At 61.4% G+C, this 18,185-nt stretch carries 12 protein-coding genes and 1 pseudogene; 7 read left to right on the plus strand and 6 right to left on the minus strand.

The genetic code is table 11. The annotated features are described in order from the left end of the window. Positions 1-334 precede the first annotated feature (334 nt). The 3 genes from J2D73_RS09050 to J2D73_RS09060 all read right to left on the minus strand — a co-directional run bounded on the left by J2D73_RS09050 (position 335) and on the right by J2D73_RS09060 (position 2,987). Positions 335-1,195 (minus strand): hypothetical protein, encoded by an 861-nt coding sequence (locus tag J2D73_RS09050; RefSeq protein WP_207881259.1) that lies wholly within the window; start codon positions 1,193-1,195, stop codon positions 335-337. Continuing rightward, the gene (locus J2D73_RS09055; RefSeq protein ID WP_207881260.1) at positions 1,192-2,205 is read right to left on the minus strand and encodes a ferritin-like domain-containing protein; all 1,014 of its coding nucleotides are present in this window, start codon (positions 2,203-2,205) and stop codon (positions 1,192-1,194) included. Before J2D73_RS09055 ends, J2D73_RS09050 begins: the two co-directional genes overlap by 4 nt. A 104-nt stretch (positions 2,206-2,309) precedes the next feature. Further along, complete coding sequence (locus J2D73_RS09060; protein WP_408736834.1) at positions 2,310-2,987, minus strand: ATP-dependent Clp protease proteolytic subunit; 678 nt, start codon at positions 2,985-2,987, stop codon at positions 2,310-2,312. Between the two features lie 239 nt (positions 2,988-3,226). Here J2D73_RS09060 and J2D73_RS09065 point away from each other — a divergent pair, with 239 nt between their 5' ends. After that, positions 3,227-4,387, plus strand: coding sequence for a hypothetical protein (locus J2D73_RS09065; RefSeq protein ID WP_207881261.1), 1,161 nt, complete (start codon positions 3,227-3,229; stop codon positions 4,385-4,387). Between the two features lie 397 nt (positions 4,388-4,784). Here the strand turns inward: J2D73_RS09065 and J2D73_RS09070 are convergent, their stop codons facing one another. Then, positions 4,785-6,548 (minus strand): DEAD/DEAH box helicase, encoded by a 1,764-nt coding sequence (locus J2D73_RS09070; RefSeq protein ID WP_207881262.1) that lies wholly within the window; start codon positions 6,546-6,548, stop codon positions 4,785-4,787. Between the two features lie 682 nt (positions 6,549-7,230). Here J2D73_RS09070 and dapF point away from each other — a divergent pair. The 3 genes from dapF to ftsY are packed head-to-tail and all read left to right on the plus strand — an operon-like array spanning position 7,231 to position 10,341. Then, a complete protein-coding gene (dapF, locus tag J2D73_RS09075; protein ID WP_207881263.1) occupies positions 7,231-8,070 on the plus strand; it encodes a diaminopimelate epimerase in 840 nt (279 codons plus the stop codon). Further along, positions 8,067-9,383: a tRNA (N(6)-L-threonylcarbamoyladenosine(37)-C(2))-methylthiotransferase MtaB gene (gene mtaB, locus J2D73_RS09080; RefSeq protein WP_207881264.1), complete on the plus strand. Its 1,317-nt coding sequence runs from the start codon at positions 8,067-8,069 to the stop codon at positions 9,381-9,383. Before dapF ends, mtaB begins: the two co-directional genes overlap by 4 nt. A 1-nt stretch (position 9,384) precedes the next feature. Then, positions 9,385-10,341, plus strand: a complete 957-nt coding sequence (ftsY, locus tag J2D73_RS09085; protein WP_207881265.1) for a signal recognition particle-docking protein FtsY — start codon at positions 9,385-9,387, stop codon at positions 10,339-10,341. 43 nt (positions 10,342-10,384) lie between these two features. Here ftsY and J2D73_RS09090 read toward each other — a convergent pair whose 3' ends face one another. Both J2D73_RS09090 and J2D73_RS09095 read right to left on the minus strand, forming a co-directional pair. Next, on the minus strand, positions 10,385-11,725 hold the full coding sequence (locus J2D73_RS09090) for a purine-cytosine permease family protein (protein ID WP_207881297.1): 1,341 nt from the start codon (positions 11,723-11,725) through the stop codon (positions 10,385-10,387). A gap of 130 nt (positions 11,726-11,855) precedes the next feature. Further along, positions 11,856-12,689 carry an SDR family NAD(P)-dependent oxidoreductase gene (locus J2D73_RS09095; RefSeq protein WP_207881266.1) on the minus strand — a complete coding sequence of 278 codons (834 nt, stop codon included), beginning with the start codon at positions 12,687-12,689 and terminating at the stop codon, positions 11,856-11,858. A 101-nt stretch (positions 12,690-12,790) separates the two neighbouring features. Between J2D73_RS09095 and gmk the strand changes: the two genes are divergently transcribed. From gmk to J2D73_RS09110, 3 genes and pseudogenes are all read left to right on the plus strand, one after another. Continuing rightward, a complete protein-coding gene (gene gmk / locus J2D73_RS09100; protein ID WP_207881298.1) occupies positions 12,791-13,450 on the plus strand; it encodes a guanylate kinase in 660 nt (219 codons plus the stop codon). Between the two features lie 292 nt (positions 13,451-13,742). Further along, a pseudogene (gene hldE / locus J2D73_RS09105) lies at positions 13,743-15,175 on the plus strand (bifunctional D-glycero-beta-D-manno-heptose-7-phosphate kinase/D-glycero-beta-D-manno-heptose 1-phosphate adenylyltransferase HldE). Between the two features lie 212 nt (positions 15,176-15,387). Beyond that, a complete protein-coding gene (locus J2D73_RS09110) occupies positions 15,388-17,775 on the plus strand; it encodes a putative bifunctional diguanylate cyclase/phosphodiesterase (RefSeq protein WP_207881267.1) in 2,388 nt (795 codons plus the stop codon). Positions 17,776-18,185: the final 410 nt, after the last annotated feature.

The following is an 18,185-nucleotide window of genomic DNA, read 5'->3' on the forward strand; positions in this document are numbered from 1 at the left end:
GATCGTGGATACGGCCCTCGCCGCGCTTGAGGACGCCATGCACAGATCGAGCCACTCCCTCTGTGGGGATTGGTTGGGACCCGTCCGTAATGTGAGGGCAAGGTTTCGCGAGGGGTAGTCTTTCGCGTAACTGAGCTTCTGAAGTCCGTTGTGTGGCGTTCCCGAAGAATGTTCAATTCTTGAAAATATTATTGATACTAGGGATATTCCAATCTCTGAACGTCGATGGTGCATTGTTTGCACCTAGAGGCAATATCAGCGTCGACTTCGGATATTCGAAAATATAATGATGCACGCACGAGAAGTTCATCTCTATGTGCATCACGGTGACGCCCTACGCCGGATGGGGTGTCTGGGGCGCCGGCTTATGCGGCCACAACCGCAACCCCTGCAGCGCCAGATTGGCGATTGCAGGCAGCAGGCGCGGCTGCATCAGATCCGGATCAAACACGGCCATTCGGCGGGCATTTTCGCGATAACAATCCTCGACAAAGCTGCGGAACGCGAAGCCGTCCAGGAACACAGCGGTCTGCGTTACGGCGAAATCATGCCCGTCATTGGCGTCCTGTCCACGTCGCACCATCCCGAGTAGCCGCTGCGCCGCTCGAGAGTAGAACTTCAAAGACTTGATCGTCCTCCGTATTCGGCCAAGGCCGCGCTGCCGTTCTCGCCAGGCCATATAGTTGATAAAGAATACGATGTGTCGCGTTTCTTCGAACATCAGCAGATCGAAGATCTCGAACAGGCCCTGGGGCAGAAACTCCGACTGGCGGGCAGTCTTGAAGGCGCCGAAGCCCAAAAACGCGTCGAGGCACTCTCCGAATCCGAAATCGATGAATGCGGTCTCAAGATCGGCGGGAAATCTTTCGATCGGTTGTTCGGTGGCGTCGATCCCGTAGCGATCGATCATCGTGCGGATCAGGCGAGCATGGCGGGTCTCTTCGAGCCCTTGCATCTCAACCGCATCCCGCACCAGTTGGTCGTGCACGAAGGGAGCGAACGCGTCGACGATCGCTCCCGCCCGGCGTTCGGTGTGATACACCTCCTGCCAGAACGGAATGCTGCGCAAGCGCGTCAGGTCGCGCTCGTTCAACTCCGGCCAGGGCAGGGTTTCCGGGTCGAACGACTGGTGTGTGGCGATGAACTGTTCACAGAACAGGCGTTTATGTGCGTCTGAGCCCGCCTTGATGCTCATGCGGGAACGACAACGCCGTCTGCTTCTGCCTTCGGCCTACGACCTGTGAGTCGAAGCGCCCAGAGACCCGCCTTGGCGAGGTTCGGCGCCAGTTTGGGCCGCAGGAGCCTGCGATCGTATCCTGAAAAACGCTTGTCGTTTTCCTTGAGGCACAGGGCCATGAAGTCAGCCAGCGTCAGATCCTGGCTGGTCATTTCCTGCGCGCCGGTCACCGTGAAGTTGTTGTCCTGCGTGTGTTCCTTCCCGTCGCTGTCAACCGAACGGGCGAGGCCGATGCGTTCGTAGACAAGGAAGAACCATACAGCGAGCACCTTCAGTTCGAACCACGGACGGCGCCACGCCGGACCCGTGGCGCGATACCACGCCAGCCAGTTCGCGAAGAGCAGGATATGACGACACTCTTCCTGCATAACCGGCTCGAACGTCTCGATCAGCTCTGCTGGAAAAAAGCCTGATGTCTGCGCGACCTTGAACAGCCCGAAAGCGAAGAAGCTGTCGACGCACTCGGAGAACCCGGTGACGAGATACGCCCACTCAGGATCGCTTGGCTCGATATAGGGCGGCTCCGGCGCCATTTCGATGCCATACGCCTCGACCAGCTTGCTGAGGACTTCCTTGTGCCGGTTCTCTTCCCACGCGTTGCGCGAGATCGCGTCCTTCATGTCAGGATCGTCGATCATGCTGGCGTAGGCGGCCATACGGAGGCGGGCCTTGCCTTCGGTTTGCACAGCGATGTCCCAGATAGGCAGCGACGTGACGCGCTTCAAAGTCTCCGGATCGAGCTTCGGCCAGTTGATCACCGAAGGCTTGTAGGGATTGAACGTGTCGCGGAACATCTGCGCGACAGCCTGCTTGTGCTCCTGGGACCCGGGTTTCAGCGGTCCTGGGACCGCCGAGCTCCAGTGACGTGCGCGGTAATCCGCCTCCTGCACCGCAGCCTCGTTGGGCGGGGGAGGCAGATCGTCAAGATTGTCAGGAAGACGGCTGTAGATGTCGGAAAGAGCATTCATGTCGCAGGCGCTCGTATGGGCCCGCAAATCCGGGCGAAGGCCGATGGACTGCGAGCGATTGCAGGGCCATTCCGCGCGATAAGTCCGCGCGGAATGAGCGTGCGTTAGTGAAGCTCGGAGAGCTTGGAAATGACCTTGGTCACAAGGCCGTAGGAAATCGCCTCTTCGGCGGACATCCAGTAGTTCCGGTCCGTGTCTTTGCAGATCTTCTCATAAGACTGCCCGGTCTCGCGGGCGAAGAGGCGGTTCAGACGCTCGCGCATCTTCACGATCTCACGCGCCTCGATGTCGATGTCCGTCGCCGGGCCGCGCACGCCGCCCATCGGCTGGTGCAGCAGGAAGCGGGTGTTCGGCAGGCAGAAACGGCGATCCTTGTGACCGGCGGCGAAGATCAGGGCGCCAGCGGACGCGACCCAGCCCGTGCCGATGATGTTCACCGGGGCAATCGAATCGACGAAGCGAATCATGTCGTGAATCGTATCGCCGCTTTCGACATGGCCGCCGGGCGAGTTGACGTATACGTCGATCGGCTTGTCCGAGGCTCCGGCCAGCGCCAGCAGGCGACCGGTGACGTCACGGGCGATCTTGTCGTTGATCCCGCCGAAGATCAGCACCTTGCGCTGATCGAACAGACGGCTCTCCAACTCGTTGATCGGTGACGATAGCGTCTTGTTGTCGTCCGGCTCCTTGACGTCCGGCCCCTGCGGCTCAGGGATGTCGGGTCCGTCCGGATCCTCATCGAATTGTGTGCGAGCAAGCCGCAGGTCGTGGTCGTTCTTCATGGAGCCCATAGCGGAGGCCTCCTCTGAATGGAGATGCGAAGTCATGGCTACTATCCTGCGCCGCTGCGCGTCCGCTGCCAAGAGGGGGCGGAGAGAGCAGGCGTTCGGAACAGGTGGGGACGCTCCTTGGCGATTGCGAGCCCTGTTCGCAGCGCTACGGGCCTGTGCGCGAAAGACGCTCGGGAATCGTTCGGCGTCGCCTCGCCAGAAACGATGGAACGGGCTAGACTGATCAGCAAATGAGGCTTCTTTCACTCCGTCAGTTTATGCTCGTTTCGCCGCCCTCCGATATTGTCGGGCAGAGCGGGATTGGGCCGTTCGCGCCAGTCGTCGGGCAGCCTTCGCCTTTCTCGCGCGCGGCGGCGAAAATTGCCGCAAGCTCGGTCTTCGTGGCCGCGCTGGCCGGATGCCAACATCGCGACGTCGTCGATTCGACGCTGGATTGGTATCAGCAGCATCAGGGCGGCGCCATCGCCCTGCAACGCCCGCCGCCGCCGGGGCAGGCTGCGCCGTATCCTAAGGTTGGATTGACGCCAACGTCCGGGCCGGATCTTCCGTCGCCCGCCCTACGGCAGTCGCTTACCCAGCAACTTGTGCAGGCGCGTAATCTTAACCAGCGCACGGTCTCGCAGAATGGCGCGCTGACGCCGGTCATTCCTCCTCCGCCAGGTCAGTCGGCGGCGAAGGCGTCTGGAGCGAAGACGGATACAGGCGCCGCACAAGCAACAGGCAAGGCGACCGGAGCCGCTCCCGCCAAAGCGTCGCCGGGCGTGCCTGACGGGTCGTTGGGCGCCACTTTAGACGCGGCTGAGGCGCCGTCGCCGCCTCAGACATCAGCGGCTGCGCCCTCAGCGTCTTCGTCTCAGGTTTCTGCATCCAAACCGGTGACTTCTCCAAAAGCAGAAACTGCGTCCGCCAAAACGTCGGAAGAGGAGACCGAAATCGCTATGCCCGAATTTCGGGAGCTGAAGGCGTCGGCTCAGGTCGGGCCTGTCGTATTGCCGGAAATTCCCAACGCCCCTCCATCTCCCGCTGAATTTCCGGGGTTCGAAACGCCCGCCGATTCGAAGCTGGCGGACATCAAACGCCCTGATTACGACCTGTCGGATCCGGACGGGGTGCTGATCAGATTTCAGCCCGGTTCGGACCAACTCGCGACCGGGCAGGAGCCTGCGCTGAACAAATTGGTCGCCACGCGTGGGGGCGCCACGCTCTTTGTGCGTGGCGCAGGCGATACGGTGTCCATGGCTCCCGAAGATCAGGCGCGCGCTGTTGAGCTGGGATTGCTGCGCGCCCGAACGCTTGCCGATATTCTTGTCAAAAGAGGCGTACCAGGCTCTGCAGTCCGTATTTCAGGATCGGCGTTTGGAGCCGATGCCCATGTGAGCAAAAACGGCTGACGATTTTTCGATTGTAGAGTGGCGTGGCGCGTCCCTGCTCCCGCCGCAGATATGATTTGCGGTGTGTGCGATTATTGGGGAGCAGGCGTGAAGCCGCCATTTACGCCGCCCAGCGCATAGCCCGCCGTCGTGCAGGTCGAGTGAGGGCTCGTTTTCGCGCCTACGCGCTTCAGGCAACTTGTTTGGAATGGAATTTTTCAGTCAGGTGGTGCCCCTGACCAAGCGGCGGCTTAACTCGACGCCGTCATCCGTTTCTACGAACTCGACTCACCGACGGGTTCGCATAGTCGTTCCCATAAACTGAACAGTGCCCACCGAACCGAGGTGGACACTATACTGAGGCGTCATGCACCGCGTCTCTCGCCCATTCAAGCTTTCCGCTTGAATGGGCCGCATCTCAACGACGCTTGCGTGAAGACGGGCCTGCGGGACGATCACCGCGTCCTTTGCCCCCGCCGCCCTTGTATGCGGGCTTCTTGCCGGGCGAACGGCCACGAGCCGGAGGCGCTTCGTTGTCGGATGGCGCCTGAGCCGGTTCGATCTTGATCTCGTCATCGTCAGTCGCCGATGCGCATGACGCGAAGCGCTCAGCCTTGTCCGACGCGATTTCGACGAGCGTATATGTCGGCGCGATGCGGATTGCGCCGATGTCCGGCTTCGTCACGCCGCCGAGACGGCAAAGGAGCGGCACGAGCCATTTCGGGTCGGCGCGATCGGCGCGCCCCACGGACAGGCGGAACCATGAGCCCGATCCGTCGCGCTGCTCGGCGCGTCGGCGCGTCGGAGGACCGTCCGCATTGTCGCGTCGGGCGGCGGCGGGTGCGCGTTCGCGCGGGGAGGGGGCGCCTGGCGCGATGGCGCGAATGCGCGCGGCTTCCGGCAGGCGGGAGTTCCACAACCCGATGAGGGCTGCGGCCAGTTGCTCGGGCGTCCGCTCGGTGACCAGCCGTTCGATAAGAGCGATCTGATCAGAAGGCGGTTTGCTGACGAGGACCGGATCGGCGAGCAGGCGCTCGACGTCGGCGGCGCGGATCGCGTCGGGGGTCGGCGCGGCGCTCCAGGTAACTTCGACGCCCGCCGCTTGAAACAGACGGTCCGCCTGACGTCTGCGCGCGGGTGTGGTGACCAGCACGCAAACGCCCTTGCGCCCGGCGCGGCCGGTGCGGCCAGAGCGGTGCAACAAGGTCGCCGGATTGCTGGGAAGGCTTGCGTGGATCACGAGGCCGAGGGTCGGCACGTCGATGCCGCGCGCCGCGACGTCGGTGGCGACGCAGACCTGCGCCTGCCCGTTCCGCAGGCTTTCGATCGCGCGGCTGCGTTCGTTCTGGCCAAGTTCGCCGGAGATGGCGACCGAGGCGAAACCGTGTTGCAACAGCGCCGACTGCATCTGCCGCACGCCTTCGCGGGTATGGCAGAAGACCATCGCGCAGGGGCTGCCAACCAGACGCAGGACGTTGATGATTGCGCCCGTGGTATCGGTCTGGTCGGCCAGAACGGCGCGGTATTCGATATCCGAATGAGGCGCGTTGTCGCCGATCGTGTCGATCCGCAGGGCGTCGCGCTGATAGCGCTTGGCGAGGCGGGCGATTTCGCGGGCGATGGTCGCGGAGAACAGGAAGCTGCGCTTCGTCTCCGGGCTCGCCTGCAGCAGGGTCTCAAGCTCCTCACGGAAACCGAGATCGAGCATTTCGTCTGCTTCGTCGAGGACGACGACGCGCAGAGCCGAAAGGTTCAGGTTGCCGCGCGCCAGATGATCGCAAAGGCGGCCAGGGGTGCCGACGACGATCTGGCACCCAGCGGCAAGTGCGCTCGCCTCGCGCCGGGGCTCCATGCCGCCGACGCAGGAGACGATGCGTGCGCCTGTCTGGGCGTAAAGCCAGGTCAGTTCGTTTTTGACCTGAAGCGCGAGTTCGCGCGTCGGCGCTACGACCAGAACAGCAGGCGTAGCGACGTGAACGGCGCGCCCTTCGTTGTTGAGCAGCTCTTCGGCCATGGCGAGGCCGAAGGCGACGGTCTTGCCTGAACCAGTGCGCGCAGAGACGAGAAGATCACGTCCGCGGGCCTCCGGCGCGAGCACGGCGGCCTGAACGGCGGTCGGCTCTTCATAGCCGCGTTCGGCGAGCGCGCGGGCGAGGGGGGCGGCGGAGTCCGGAAAAGGCATGACTGTAAAGGTTTCCTGAGCGGGATCGGAAGGTGGGCATAGAGACTATCGCCCACGAACGCCAGTATTCGTGACGTATTGACGTCGCGGCCTGTTCACATTGCACAGGCAGGCGGACGACGTCGTTCCTGGCGATGGAGCGATCGATTGTGGGAGCCGGTGGCGGTTCGAACCGCCGACAAAGATAAAACGCCATGTCGGGCGACGTCACCGGAGGATCGGGGTTTAGCCTTCATGAAGTGAACCTTCAAGTCATAGCTGCGGCAGGGCAGGCGTCGATCGTGCGCAGTAAGCACTAATTTGCAGCCAGTTAACCGCCAGGACGCCGCCATTGTGATGAGGCCATACCCTGCGGACGCTCGATAAATAATGATTTTCCGGTGCGATGTCTGGGTTATGTCGTCCAGCCTCATCCGCTCGGAAGTCTTCCCCGTTCCTCAGGTGTGCATATGTGGGATGACTGCAACGCGATGCTGAGGCGTCGAAATGACGAGGCCTGAATTCTTCCAATCCGGCGGAATTCTGTAATTTCAATTCATAGCGTCGATCAAAAGATTTCCATATCACGTGGCTTCACTGGCGAAGTGACTGTTTGGCGCACCGAAATTTCTCGCCGTCGCTGCCTGAAAATCCGCTTGCGGCAATCCTCGCAACCCGCAGAAGGATGCCGTATAAGGCCCGCATGCGCGCCGCTTTTCACAAGATGCATGGACTGGGGAACGATTTCGTCGTGGTTGACGAACGTGACCGATCGCTTGACCTGACGCCGCGGCGCATCGCCGCGCTGATGGACCGCAAACGCGGCATAGGGGCTGATCAGTTCGTAACGCTCTCCCGCCCCGACATTCAGGCGGAAGACGGGAACGCGGACGTGAATGTGCGTTTCTTCAACCCGGACGGAGGCGAGGCCGGTGCGTGCGGCAACGCCTCGCGTTGTGTCGCGGCGCTTCTGGCGCGCGAGAGCGACGCCCGGTCATTTACGTTGCGCACGCAGGCCGGCCTTTTGGCCGCCCGCGTGCACGGTGCAGGGGAGCAGGGCGAGGCGCGGGTGACAGTCGATATGGGGCGTCCGCAACTGGATTGGCGCGCCGTGCCGCTGGCACAGAAAGCCGACACGCTACGTCTGCCTCTGGCGGGAGAACCTGCCGCGTTGTCGATGGGCAACCCGCATGTGACGTTCTTTGTCGATGACATTGCGGCCTCCTCCGCAGGGCCGGAGATCGAGGTCCATGAGTTGTTTCCGCAACGCGTCAACGCAGGTTTCGCCCGTATCGACGCGCCGGATCGCATGCGCCTGCGGGTGTGGGAACGTGGCGCGGGATTCACGCTCGCCTGCGGTTCCGGCGCGTGTGCGGCGGTGGTCAATGCGGCCCGCCGCGGCCTGGGGGAGCGTCGCATGACGGTCGAGGCCGATGGCGGCGAATTGCTCATCGAGTGGGCCCCGGACGACCATGTGTTGATGACTGGCCCGGCCGCCTTCGCCTTTGAAGGCGTTGTCGATCTCGAGGCTTTTCCCCGATGAGCGCGCCGGAGCATCTGGAGGAGTCCGCAGCGGCGCTTGCGTCGGAAGCCGTGTCGCCCGCGCCTTCGCCTGAGCGCGGCGTCGATATCCTGACGTTCGGCTGTCGCCTCAACACGTATGAGAGCGAGGTCATGCGCGGCCATGCCACAGGGCTGGACGACGTGATCATCGTCAACACCTGCGCCGTGACGGGTGAAGCCGAGCGGCAGGCGCGACAGGCCATTCGCCGCGCTCACCGGGAGCGCCCCGGGGCACGCATTGTCGTTACGGGCTGCGCCGCGCAGATCGATCCTGATCGCTGGTCCGCCCTGCCGGGCGTGACGCGTGTGCTGGGGAATGAGGACAAGCTGAAGGCCGAAAGCTGGACGCCGACGGCGCTGACGCAGGGGAATGCGGTCTCAGACATCATGGCCGCGCGGGAGACTGCGGGACATCTGGTGACAGAGTTCGCCGGGCGTACCCGCGCCTTCGTCGAGGTGCAGCAGGGCTGCGACCATCGCTGCACTTTCTGCATCATCCCGTTCGGCCGCGGGCCGTCGCGCTCCGCTCCGGTCGGAGCGGTCGTCGAGCAGGTGAGGGCTTTGGTGGCGTCTGGTTATCGCGAGGTCGTGCTGACCGGCGTGGACATCACGTCATGGGGCGGTGACCTGCCGGGCACGCCGCGCCTCGGGCAGCTATGCCGTCGTCTGCTTGCGCTCGTGCCTGAACTGGAGCGGCTGCGGCTGTCTTCCGTCGATCCGGTGGAGATCGACGACGATATCTGGCGTTTGCTGGAGTCTGAGCCTCGTTTCATGCCGTATCTGCATCTGTCGTTGCAGGCGGGATCCGACATGATCCTCAAGCGCATGAAACGCCGCCATCTGGTGGAGGACGCCGCACGGGTCATCGAGCGCGCTCGCTCGATCAGGCCCCGCATCGGAATTGGCGCTGATCTGATCGCTGGTTTTCCCACGGAAGACGATGCCTTGTTCGAGGAAACTCTAGCGTTCGTCGAACAGGCGTCTCTGCCGTTCCTGCATGTATTCCCGTACAGCGCGCGCCCCGGCACGCCCGCCGCGCGGATGCCTGCCGTGCAGGTTGTCGAGCGAAAGGCGCGCGCTGCGCGTATCCGCGCCCTCGGTGAGGCTGCGGCGCAGGCGTATTACCGCAGCCTTATCGGGCAGGAACTGAGCGTGCTCATGGAGACGGCCGATTCCGGCCATAGCGAGGAGTTCGCGCCGGTACGGCTGACGAAGCCTTCCGAAATCGGAGGCATAGAGCGCGTGCGCGCCGTAGCGGTTGACGCGGGCGGCGTCGTGGCGGAAACGATCTGACATGGCGCTCGGTTTTTTCTCACGGCTCAAGCAGGGCCTGTCTCGTTCCACCCAGAAACTCGGAGCGGTCTTCACGAAGCGCAAGCTCGATGAAGCAGCGCTGGAGGATCTTGAAGAGCATCTGATCGCGGCCGACCTCGGCCCGGCGGTCGCTGGTCGCGTCATCGATTCGTTCCGCGCGACGCGGTTCGGGGCGGAGGTGACGGACGACGAAATTCGCGCCGCGCTGTCCGAGGAAATCGCCCGCGTGCTGCAGCCGGTCGCGATTCCCTTCGAGCCAGATCCGGCGCTCAAGCCGCATGTCGTGCTGATGGTGGGCGTCAACGGCACAGGCAAGACCACGACGATCGGCAAGATGGCTCGCTATTTCAGCGAGCAGGGCAAGAAGGTCCTGATGGTCGCGGGCGATACCTTCCGCGCCGCCGCCGTCGAGCAGTTGCAGGTGTGGGGCGAGCGCACCGGAACGCCGGTGATCGCCGGAAAACCGGGCGCCGATGCCGCAGGTCTGGCCTTTGAGGCGCTGCGTCGTGGTCGTGCGGAAGGCGCCGATCTGCTGCTGATCGACACCGCCGGGCGTCTGCACAACAAGGGCGCCCTCATGGAGGAACTCGCGAAGATCATCCGTGTGATGAAGAAATTCGACGAGACGGCGCCGCATTCGGTCATTCTGGTTCTGGACGCCACCACAGGACAGAACGCGCTGGAGCAGGTTCGCGTGTTCCGCGAACTGGTGAACGTCACGGGGCTGATCGTCACGAAGCTGGACGGTTCGGCGCGCGGCGGCGTGGTCGTGGCTCTGGCCGATGCGTTCAAGCTGCCTGTGCACGCCGTGGGCGTGGGCGAGAAGGCGGAAGACCTCCGTCCGTTCTCGGCGGAGGATTTCGCGCGCGGTCTAGTGGGCAAGGCGGAAGTCTCGACCGTCGCCGAGGTTTCCGAGGAAGCGCCGACCGAGGAGTGAGGGAACGTCCCTCGCAGTCTTTGGCGAAGGGGCCTGCGCCGTTCTAACGCGAGCTCGCGTCCCGCGAGCGAGCCGTTGCAGCGTACCAAAGAGCGGCGACAAAGAAGCCTACATAGTAGCCAATATCCGCGCCGCCGAGCCATCGGGCTATCGGCCCGGTATAGAGGCTGCTCGTAGAGAACAGCAGAACCGTCAGCGCGGACGTCACGATGAAAATCGTCGCTCCACGCGTCCAGCCCGAAGGCGCGTCCGGCTCATGCCCGTATGCGACGTTGGGATCGTTCTTTTTAACCAGATACCAGTCCGCGAGTATGATTCCCGCCCACGGCGCGATCCAGTACATCGTTACAAGCAGATAGTCCGTGTAGAGCGACGCGTAGCGCCCGGCTCCCGCGACAGCCAGCACGTAGCCGAGCGAGGCTGTGATGATCGCCGCTGCGACGCGCGGTACATGAATGCCAGCGGAAATCAGGCTGTAGCTGGCGGTATTGTCGTTGAAAGAATTTCCAGTGATCGACGAAAGCGCAATGGCCGCGAGCGCAAGCGGGCCAAGCGGCCCCATGGCGTGCTGCAGGCTGGCGATTACGGCTGTGGGCGAGGGTTCAGCGATGCTCGCTGCGGTTAGCAACCCGAGGATCTGAAACGGCACGGCGGAGGTCAGCAATCCCGTCAGAGCAAGAGTCACCACGCGTTTCGGATTGGCGTCGACTGGCAGATACCGTGTGTAGTCGGAGGAATAGGTCGCCCATGACAGGTTGAAGCTAACCAGAATTCCGACGGCGAGCAGAAATGTAGCGAAGCCGACAGAGTGTTCCGCGTGGATCACCGATCCACCTTTCGTCGCGAAAGTCAGGCCGATCAGGGCGAATACAGCCAGCAGCAGCGCCCCCAGATATTTCTGAAGCGCCTGAACGACGTGATGTCCGTAAATCGAGGCGATCATCTGCACGCCGGCCAGCACGCCGAGCGCGAGCCAGAACGGCGCGGAGAGGCCGAACACGGCCAGCAGCGCGATCAGCGCGGCGGCTGCGGGCACGTTGTTCACCGCGTCCCATCCGACGCAATAGAGCCAGTTGAGGAATGACGGCGGTCTGACGCCCAGTGTTCCGAGCGCTCGGCGCGAGGCCTCCATCTGGGTGAGGCCCGTCGGGGGGCCGATTGCCGCAGCCAGCGCGACCGGCAAGGCGCCGATCGCGTTGCCGAGCAGGATCGCAAGAACGCCGGTTCGAAAGTCCAGCCCAAGGCTGACCAGCAGGGCACCGGTGACCCAGCCTCCCGGCCCCAGATTGGGGGAAAAATGGCTCCAGAACACGCGGTCCATCGGCATCGTCTTGCGCGACAGCGGGGCGGGTTCACGCACGGAAGCCGCCGACAGGTCTTCCATCAGGGTGTGAGCGTTACGCTGCAAGAGCGATGTCCATGGCGAGGTTCCGTTGATGGGGATGCGACGTCCGGCGAATCGCCTTCGTAACGTTAATACGGAGCGCGGGCGGCGTATACGCGGTCGGCGCGCCTCAGGAAGGATCGCCTGCCCGGCACAATGTCCCGGCGGCGCCGACAGGCTGATTGAGGTAATATTTTTCAGCGAGACTGATCGGCAGCAGGTCCATCAGACGTGAGCCAGCGACGAGCCAGCGTGGAAAGACAATTCTCCGCTTGTTGCGGCTCAGGCCGTCCATGATGCGGTCGGCGGCGTGTTGAACCTGCGTCAGTCCGGGCATGTGAAATTCGTTCACGTTCGCCATGGGCGTAGAGATGAAGCCGCATACGACCGAGGATAACAGCACGCCCTCGCGGCGCAGATTGCCGCCTGTCGCAACCATGAAGCGGTCTACGGCGGCCTTGGTCGCACAATAGGATGGCGTGCCGGGAAAGGACACGACGCCCGCGACGGAGGAAATGGCGCAAATACGGCCACGCAGACCATCATCGGCGCGAGGTTGGGTGCGGATGACGTTGATCGCTGGCAGCACCGTGTTGATCACGCCGAGAAGGTTAGTCTCGATCATCGCTCTGACCTGCGGCTCAGGCTCTAGCGAGGTCGGGTCGCCGCTCGTCAGACCGCCCATCGGGTGTGTTACCCCGCCTGTCACCCCTGCGCAGGCGATCACAAGATCCAGTTGTTCGCACCCGGCCACCAGCGCCTGCATCGCCGTCGCGTCGCGGACATCGATCGGGTGTCCCACGCAGCGCGCGCCCAAAGCTGCAGCGCGCGTTACGGTGTCCTGCAGACGGGTAGCGTCGTGATCGACGAGGTGCAGCGTTGCGTCCGGTTCAGCCAGTTTCAATGCGAGCGCGCGGCCAAGTCCCGATGCTGCGCCGGTGATCAGAAGCGAAGTCCGTTTCATAGTCGCGCTATTAACCCGACGCTGATAGAAGGGCGCAAGTGACTGGCGAAGCGTGTTGGGATCATTAGACCATGACGAGCAACCACCCCGGCGAATATCCGATGCGAAGGAGCGCGCCGCCAGTCCGCGTAGCCGGTCCGGCAGTGGCGCGGCGGGGCGTCTGTTTCGTCATCTCTGCGCCGTCCGGTGCGGGCAAGTCGACTATCGCGAACGCTCTCCGCGCTGCGGAGCCTCGCCTCAGTGATTCTGTCTCCGTCACCACGAGGGCGCCTCGCCCCGGAGAGGTCGATGGGGTGCATTACCATTTTCGCAGTATGGAAGAGTTCCGGCGAATGGCCGACGCCGGGGAATTGCTGGAATGGGCGACGGTGTTCGGTCGTGGTTACGGAACGCCACGCGAGCCGGTGGAGCGTGCACTGGCTGAGGGGCGCGACATGGTGTTCGACATCGACTGGCAGGGGCATCGCCAGATTCGTGCAGCGCTGCCTGACGATGTCATCAGTCTTTTCGTGTTGCCGCCGTCTTTGGCGGAACTTGAGCGTCGACTGCATTCGCGCGGGTCTGACGCGGAGGACGAGATTGGCCGCCGCATGGCCGCGGCCCGCGACGAGATTTCCCACTGGCGCGAGTTCGACCACGTTATCGTCAATACGGATCTTGATCGTGCGCTCCTTGAGGCCCGCTCGGTGTTGATGTCCGCACGGTTAAAGACCCTTCGACAGACAGGGCTTGAAAGCTTCGTCGACGAGTTCTTTGTGTAACGTGCGGCACGCGATTCAGGTTGCGTCATAGTTTATTCAGCTATCGGAGACCATGATTGCAGGAGGGGCTGGTCGCATTCTTGCATCAACCTTATTGATTATGCAGATTTCGGCGGATGTCTGGCGTGGATGAACGCTGTTTTGCTTATGGATTTCATTTGCGAAAATTTTGAAGACTGAAGAACGCGCCGCGATAATAGCGTCATCAGTATCAGCGTTTGGCGACAAGGGCCGTCACATGCAAACGGTCGTCTGAACGGGCGACGCTTGAAACATCGGATTTGCTGAAGTCATGGATTTTTCTGCAATCACTGTCCTCTGCATTGGCGACGTGATGCTCGATCGCTTCCTTTATGGCGAAATGGAGCGAATTTCGCCTGAGGCGCCAGTGCCTGTACTGTTGCTGAAAGAGCGTCGAGAGAGCCAGGGGGCGCGGGCAATGTCGTCAGCAACGTGATCTCTCTGGGCGGCAAGGCGGTTCTCGTCGGGTTGGTTGGAAACGACGATGCCGCCACCACCCTGCGCGACCGACTCCGTCATGGCGAGCAGATCACTGACGCGCTGGTGACGACTGCGCACCGGCCGACTATTTGCAAGACCCGGTATATCGCGACCCACCAGCAAGTCGTGCGCGCTGATGAAGACAGCAGGCTACCGTTGCAGCCTGAGGAGGCCGAAGCATTGCAGCGAGCGATCGATGCGCGTCTGACCTAAGCCGACGTCGTCATTCTTTCGGACTACGGCAAGGGCGTGTGCGAACCGCTTGTCGTGCGTCACCTGATGGAGGGGGCGAGAAACAGGGGCGTGCCTGTATTCGTCGATCCGAAATCTTCTGATTTTAGCCGTTACCATGGAGCGACCTGCATCACTCCCAATGCTCGGGAACTTGCGGCGGCGGCTGGAGCGATCGCCGGAGATGACGCCGAGGTGGAAGCGGCCGCGCGACTTGTCATGGCGCAGGCCGGAGCGAAAGCGATTCTCGCGACGCGTTCAGAGAAAGGCATGATGCTGGTGCCGAGAGACGGGCAGGCTGTAGGCGCGCCGGCCCGGGCGCGCGAAGTCTTCGACGTTTCCGGCGCTGGCGATACGGTCATTGCGACTATGGCTCTGGCCGTGGCGTCCGGTATGCCGTGGGAACAGGCGATGCGGGTGGCCAACGCCGCCGCCGGGGTAGTCGTCGGCAAGTTGGGGACGGCCACCGCAGATATCGCCGAGGTGCTCGGCGAATTGCGAGCCCAGGATATGTCGTCGCCCGTCGGTCATCTGCTGTCGCTGGAGCAGGCGGCGCGTCAGGTCATGCGATGGAAGGAGCAGGGGCTGACCGTTGGTTTCACCAACGGATGCTTCGATATCCTCCACCCGGGGCATGTCAGCCTGCTGGCTGCGGCGCGCGCCGAATGCGACCGGCTGATCGTAGCGTTGAATGACGACGCCAGCGTGCGACGGCTCAAGGGGGAGACGCGTCCCATAAACGCCTTGACGGACCGGGCCATCGTCATCGCCGCGCTGCGTTCGGTCGATGCAGTGGTTTCCTTTTCCGAGGACACGCCACTGGAGATAATTCGTACGCTCATACCGGACGTGTTGGTCAAGGGGGCGGACTACACGCCTGAACAGGTGGTCGGCGCCAGTGACGTGATTGCGGCTGGAGGTCGATTGGTTCTTGCGGATCTGCGGGCAGGTCACTCCACAACTGCGACCGTGCGGCGTATCGCGGGGGATTGATTTTCGAGGGGGAAGGTGAAGTAATCCTCAGAGCGGTCTTAGATTTTGCAAGTAATATTTGAAAAACAAGGTGATTTCAGAGAGGTCTGATTTCGCCCGATGCAGCATGATCCGTTTCTTGCAGCGTTTTATGACGTCGTTAAGACATCGACGCCTAAGTTCAGTCAGGCGCAGATGGCTGGCGCTTCGTAAATATCTCGAGAAGCGGACTCATGGAGCGACTCTTTACATTTCTGCTTAATGAGCAGCATGTGCGATCGCATCTGACGGTGCTCGCGCTCGCCATCCTTGGTGGTTCTCTTTCGGTCCGTTGTCTTTCGGTTTCGCCTTGGCCAACGCTGATTCGCATATTCGCGTTCGGCGCTGTTGTTTCGGCATCAGAATTGGCGACTTTTTTCGATACCTTATGGTCGACCTACCCGAGTCTGTGGGGCCGTTTACCGGAGCCTGTTACGTTGCTCGCAGGTGCGATCACGTTCCTGTCGGCGGCAGTCTCGGGGTATCTTTATCTTTGCCAGCGTCGAAGTATCAGAAACGTCATTCTTGCAGGGTGTTTGCTTGCCTTTGGAATGTCCTGCTCTACTTTCGCTGTTCTCGTTTCCATAGTGCAACCGTTCACGCTCGCGTACGATCTCTCAGCCGTGATGGCGGTGATGATCGTCGGCTCGACTCTGTGCGGATTTGCGTTCTGGGAACTGGGAAGCAGTATCGCCGCTCGACCCGTGCTGGTGTCGAGCCTGTTGCTCGCGGTCACGTTGACGGAACTCCCGCTGGGATCGATGGGATCGGTCCTACCTTTCGGAGACTGGATGTCGGCCAGCCAGACGCCGGACAGCGCGGCGTTCTCGCCCATCGCGGTCATTGGCCTGTCGGAATTTCTGGCAGTTATGTTTCTCGTTTTCCTCGCTTCGCTTCTTGATATCCGGGTCGCTGGCGCGCAGCAGCGGGAAAGCGACCGAATGCGACATCTGGCCGATGGCACGTTCGAAGGGATCCTCATTCATCGGGGATCGAACATCATCGACGCCAACGAACGAATACTCGAGATGACCGGACTCGACATCGAAACGGCAAAAAAACGCACAATCGAAGAGCTGTTCGTAGAGCCTCCGTCCGTCGAGATCCTGAACAATGAAAAAGCCGAACCCGGAATCGTGTCGGCGCCACAGCAACTGGAACTCGTGAGTGCGACAGGACGATGTGTCGCGGTCGAAATTCTCTCCAGATCTGTTCCGTATGTTGACGGGCAAGCGTCTGTTCTCGCCGTGCGTGACATTACGGAGCGAAAAGCGGCCGAGGAGCACATTCGATTTTTGGCGTTGCACGATTCTTTGACTTCCCTGCCAAATCGACGAGGCCTTGAGCTCGTATTGACGCAAGTTTTGAGCCAGACACGCCTTGCAGGTGGACAATCAGCGGTTTTGTGTCTTGATTTGGATGGTTTTAAGGCTGTCAACGATACTCTTGGCCACCACGCAGGCGACATGCTTCTGAAGCAGGTTGCTCATCGGTTTCAGGCTGAGTTGAGGGATGGAGATTACATCGCTCGGTTGGGTGGGGACGAATTTGTCATAGTTCTTAGAACAATTGAGGAAATTTCGGATGCTGTCGCACTCGCGCGCAGGATTATCGCGTGCTTGTGGAGACCCTTTGAACTGAGTGGGCACGACGCCTACGTGGGTGTCAGTATCGGCGTCGCTGTGAGCCCACGTGACGGCGACACGGCTGTTTCCATCCTGAAATCGGCGGATATAGCTATGTATCAGGCGAAGCAGGGAGGGAAAGGGCAGGCTTGTGAGTTCGCTTCGGGTATGGACGCCGCGCTTCGTGAGCGCCACGATATCGAACTGGACCTGCGAGCGGCCTTAAGCCGAGAGGAACTGGCCATTCATTATCAACCCTTATTTGATATTGGTGGTGTTATCACAGGATTTGAAGCGTTGGCGCGTTGGCCACACTCCACCCGAGGAATGATACCTCCAGATCGTTTTATTCCGCTGGCAGAGGAAACTGGGTTGATTGTCCCTCTCGGCGAGTGGGTACTTAGAACGGCATGCAGCGCGGCTGCGAAATGGCGCTCTGACATCAGTATCGCGGTCAACCTCTCTCCGATTCAATTTCAGCGAGTCGATTTGGTTGAAATGGTTACCCGAGTCCTCGCGGAAACGGGGCTCGATCCCGAGCGACTGGAACTGGAGGTTACGGAAAGCCTGTTAATGGAAGATACGGCCAAAGCACTTGAGCTGGTTAGAGACTTGCGAAATCACGGCGTTCGAGTGGCGTTGGACGATTTCGGCACCGGCTATTCAAGTTTGGCTTACTTGCATAATTTTCCATTCGACAAGGTCAAGGTGGATAGAAGCTTTATCGGAAAAATCAGCAACGATCCGAACGCCTGGACCATTGTAGAGGCAATCATTCTGATGAGCCATAAACTCAACTTGCGCGTGACGGCGGAAGGGATCGAAACAGGAGCACAACTCTCTCTCCTTACGGAGCGCGGCTGCGATGAAATGCAGGGCTTTCTGCTCGGGCGGCCGATGCCGGAGGAAGAAGCCTCAGCTATAGCGAGAGATCATCGTATCGTGGCGCCTGCTTAACCGGCTGACTGGATACGGGCGCCCACGCCGGGCATGTGTCGCTATTCAAGCGTCGACGTTCATTGAGTCGTCAGTGAGGAGTATCAGTTGGCGGGAGGCTCAGTGTTGGTCGGATAAGTTTGGAATTTCCGAAGGCTGAAAAAGAGTTCCGTCGTTGCGAGAGATTGTTTGGCTGCATGGGAACGCCGGTAGAAGACGATGCGCTTTCGCCGTAACCTGCAGTATTGGGCATGATGATGACCTGTGTGGGGGGCGGCGGAGCGCCTTCGTATGATGGCGGAGAGACCGGACGACTACCTGCAGTATAATCCCACTGAGATTTGTTTAATGCGGGGTCAGTCGAGTAATCCTGGGCCAACGCGTGACCCAATGAATACACCGCCAAAAATGCGCCAAAAATAAATTTTCGC

Origin of the sequence: Acetobacter sacchari, assembly GCF_017377715.1 — a bacterium.
In the GTDB taxonomy this organism is placed as follows: domain Bacteria; phylum Pseudomonadota; class Alphaproteobacteria; order Acetobacterales; family Acetobacteraceae; genus Acetobacter; species Acetobacter sacchari.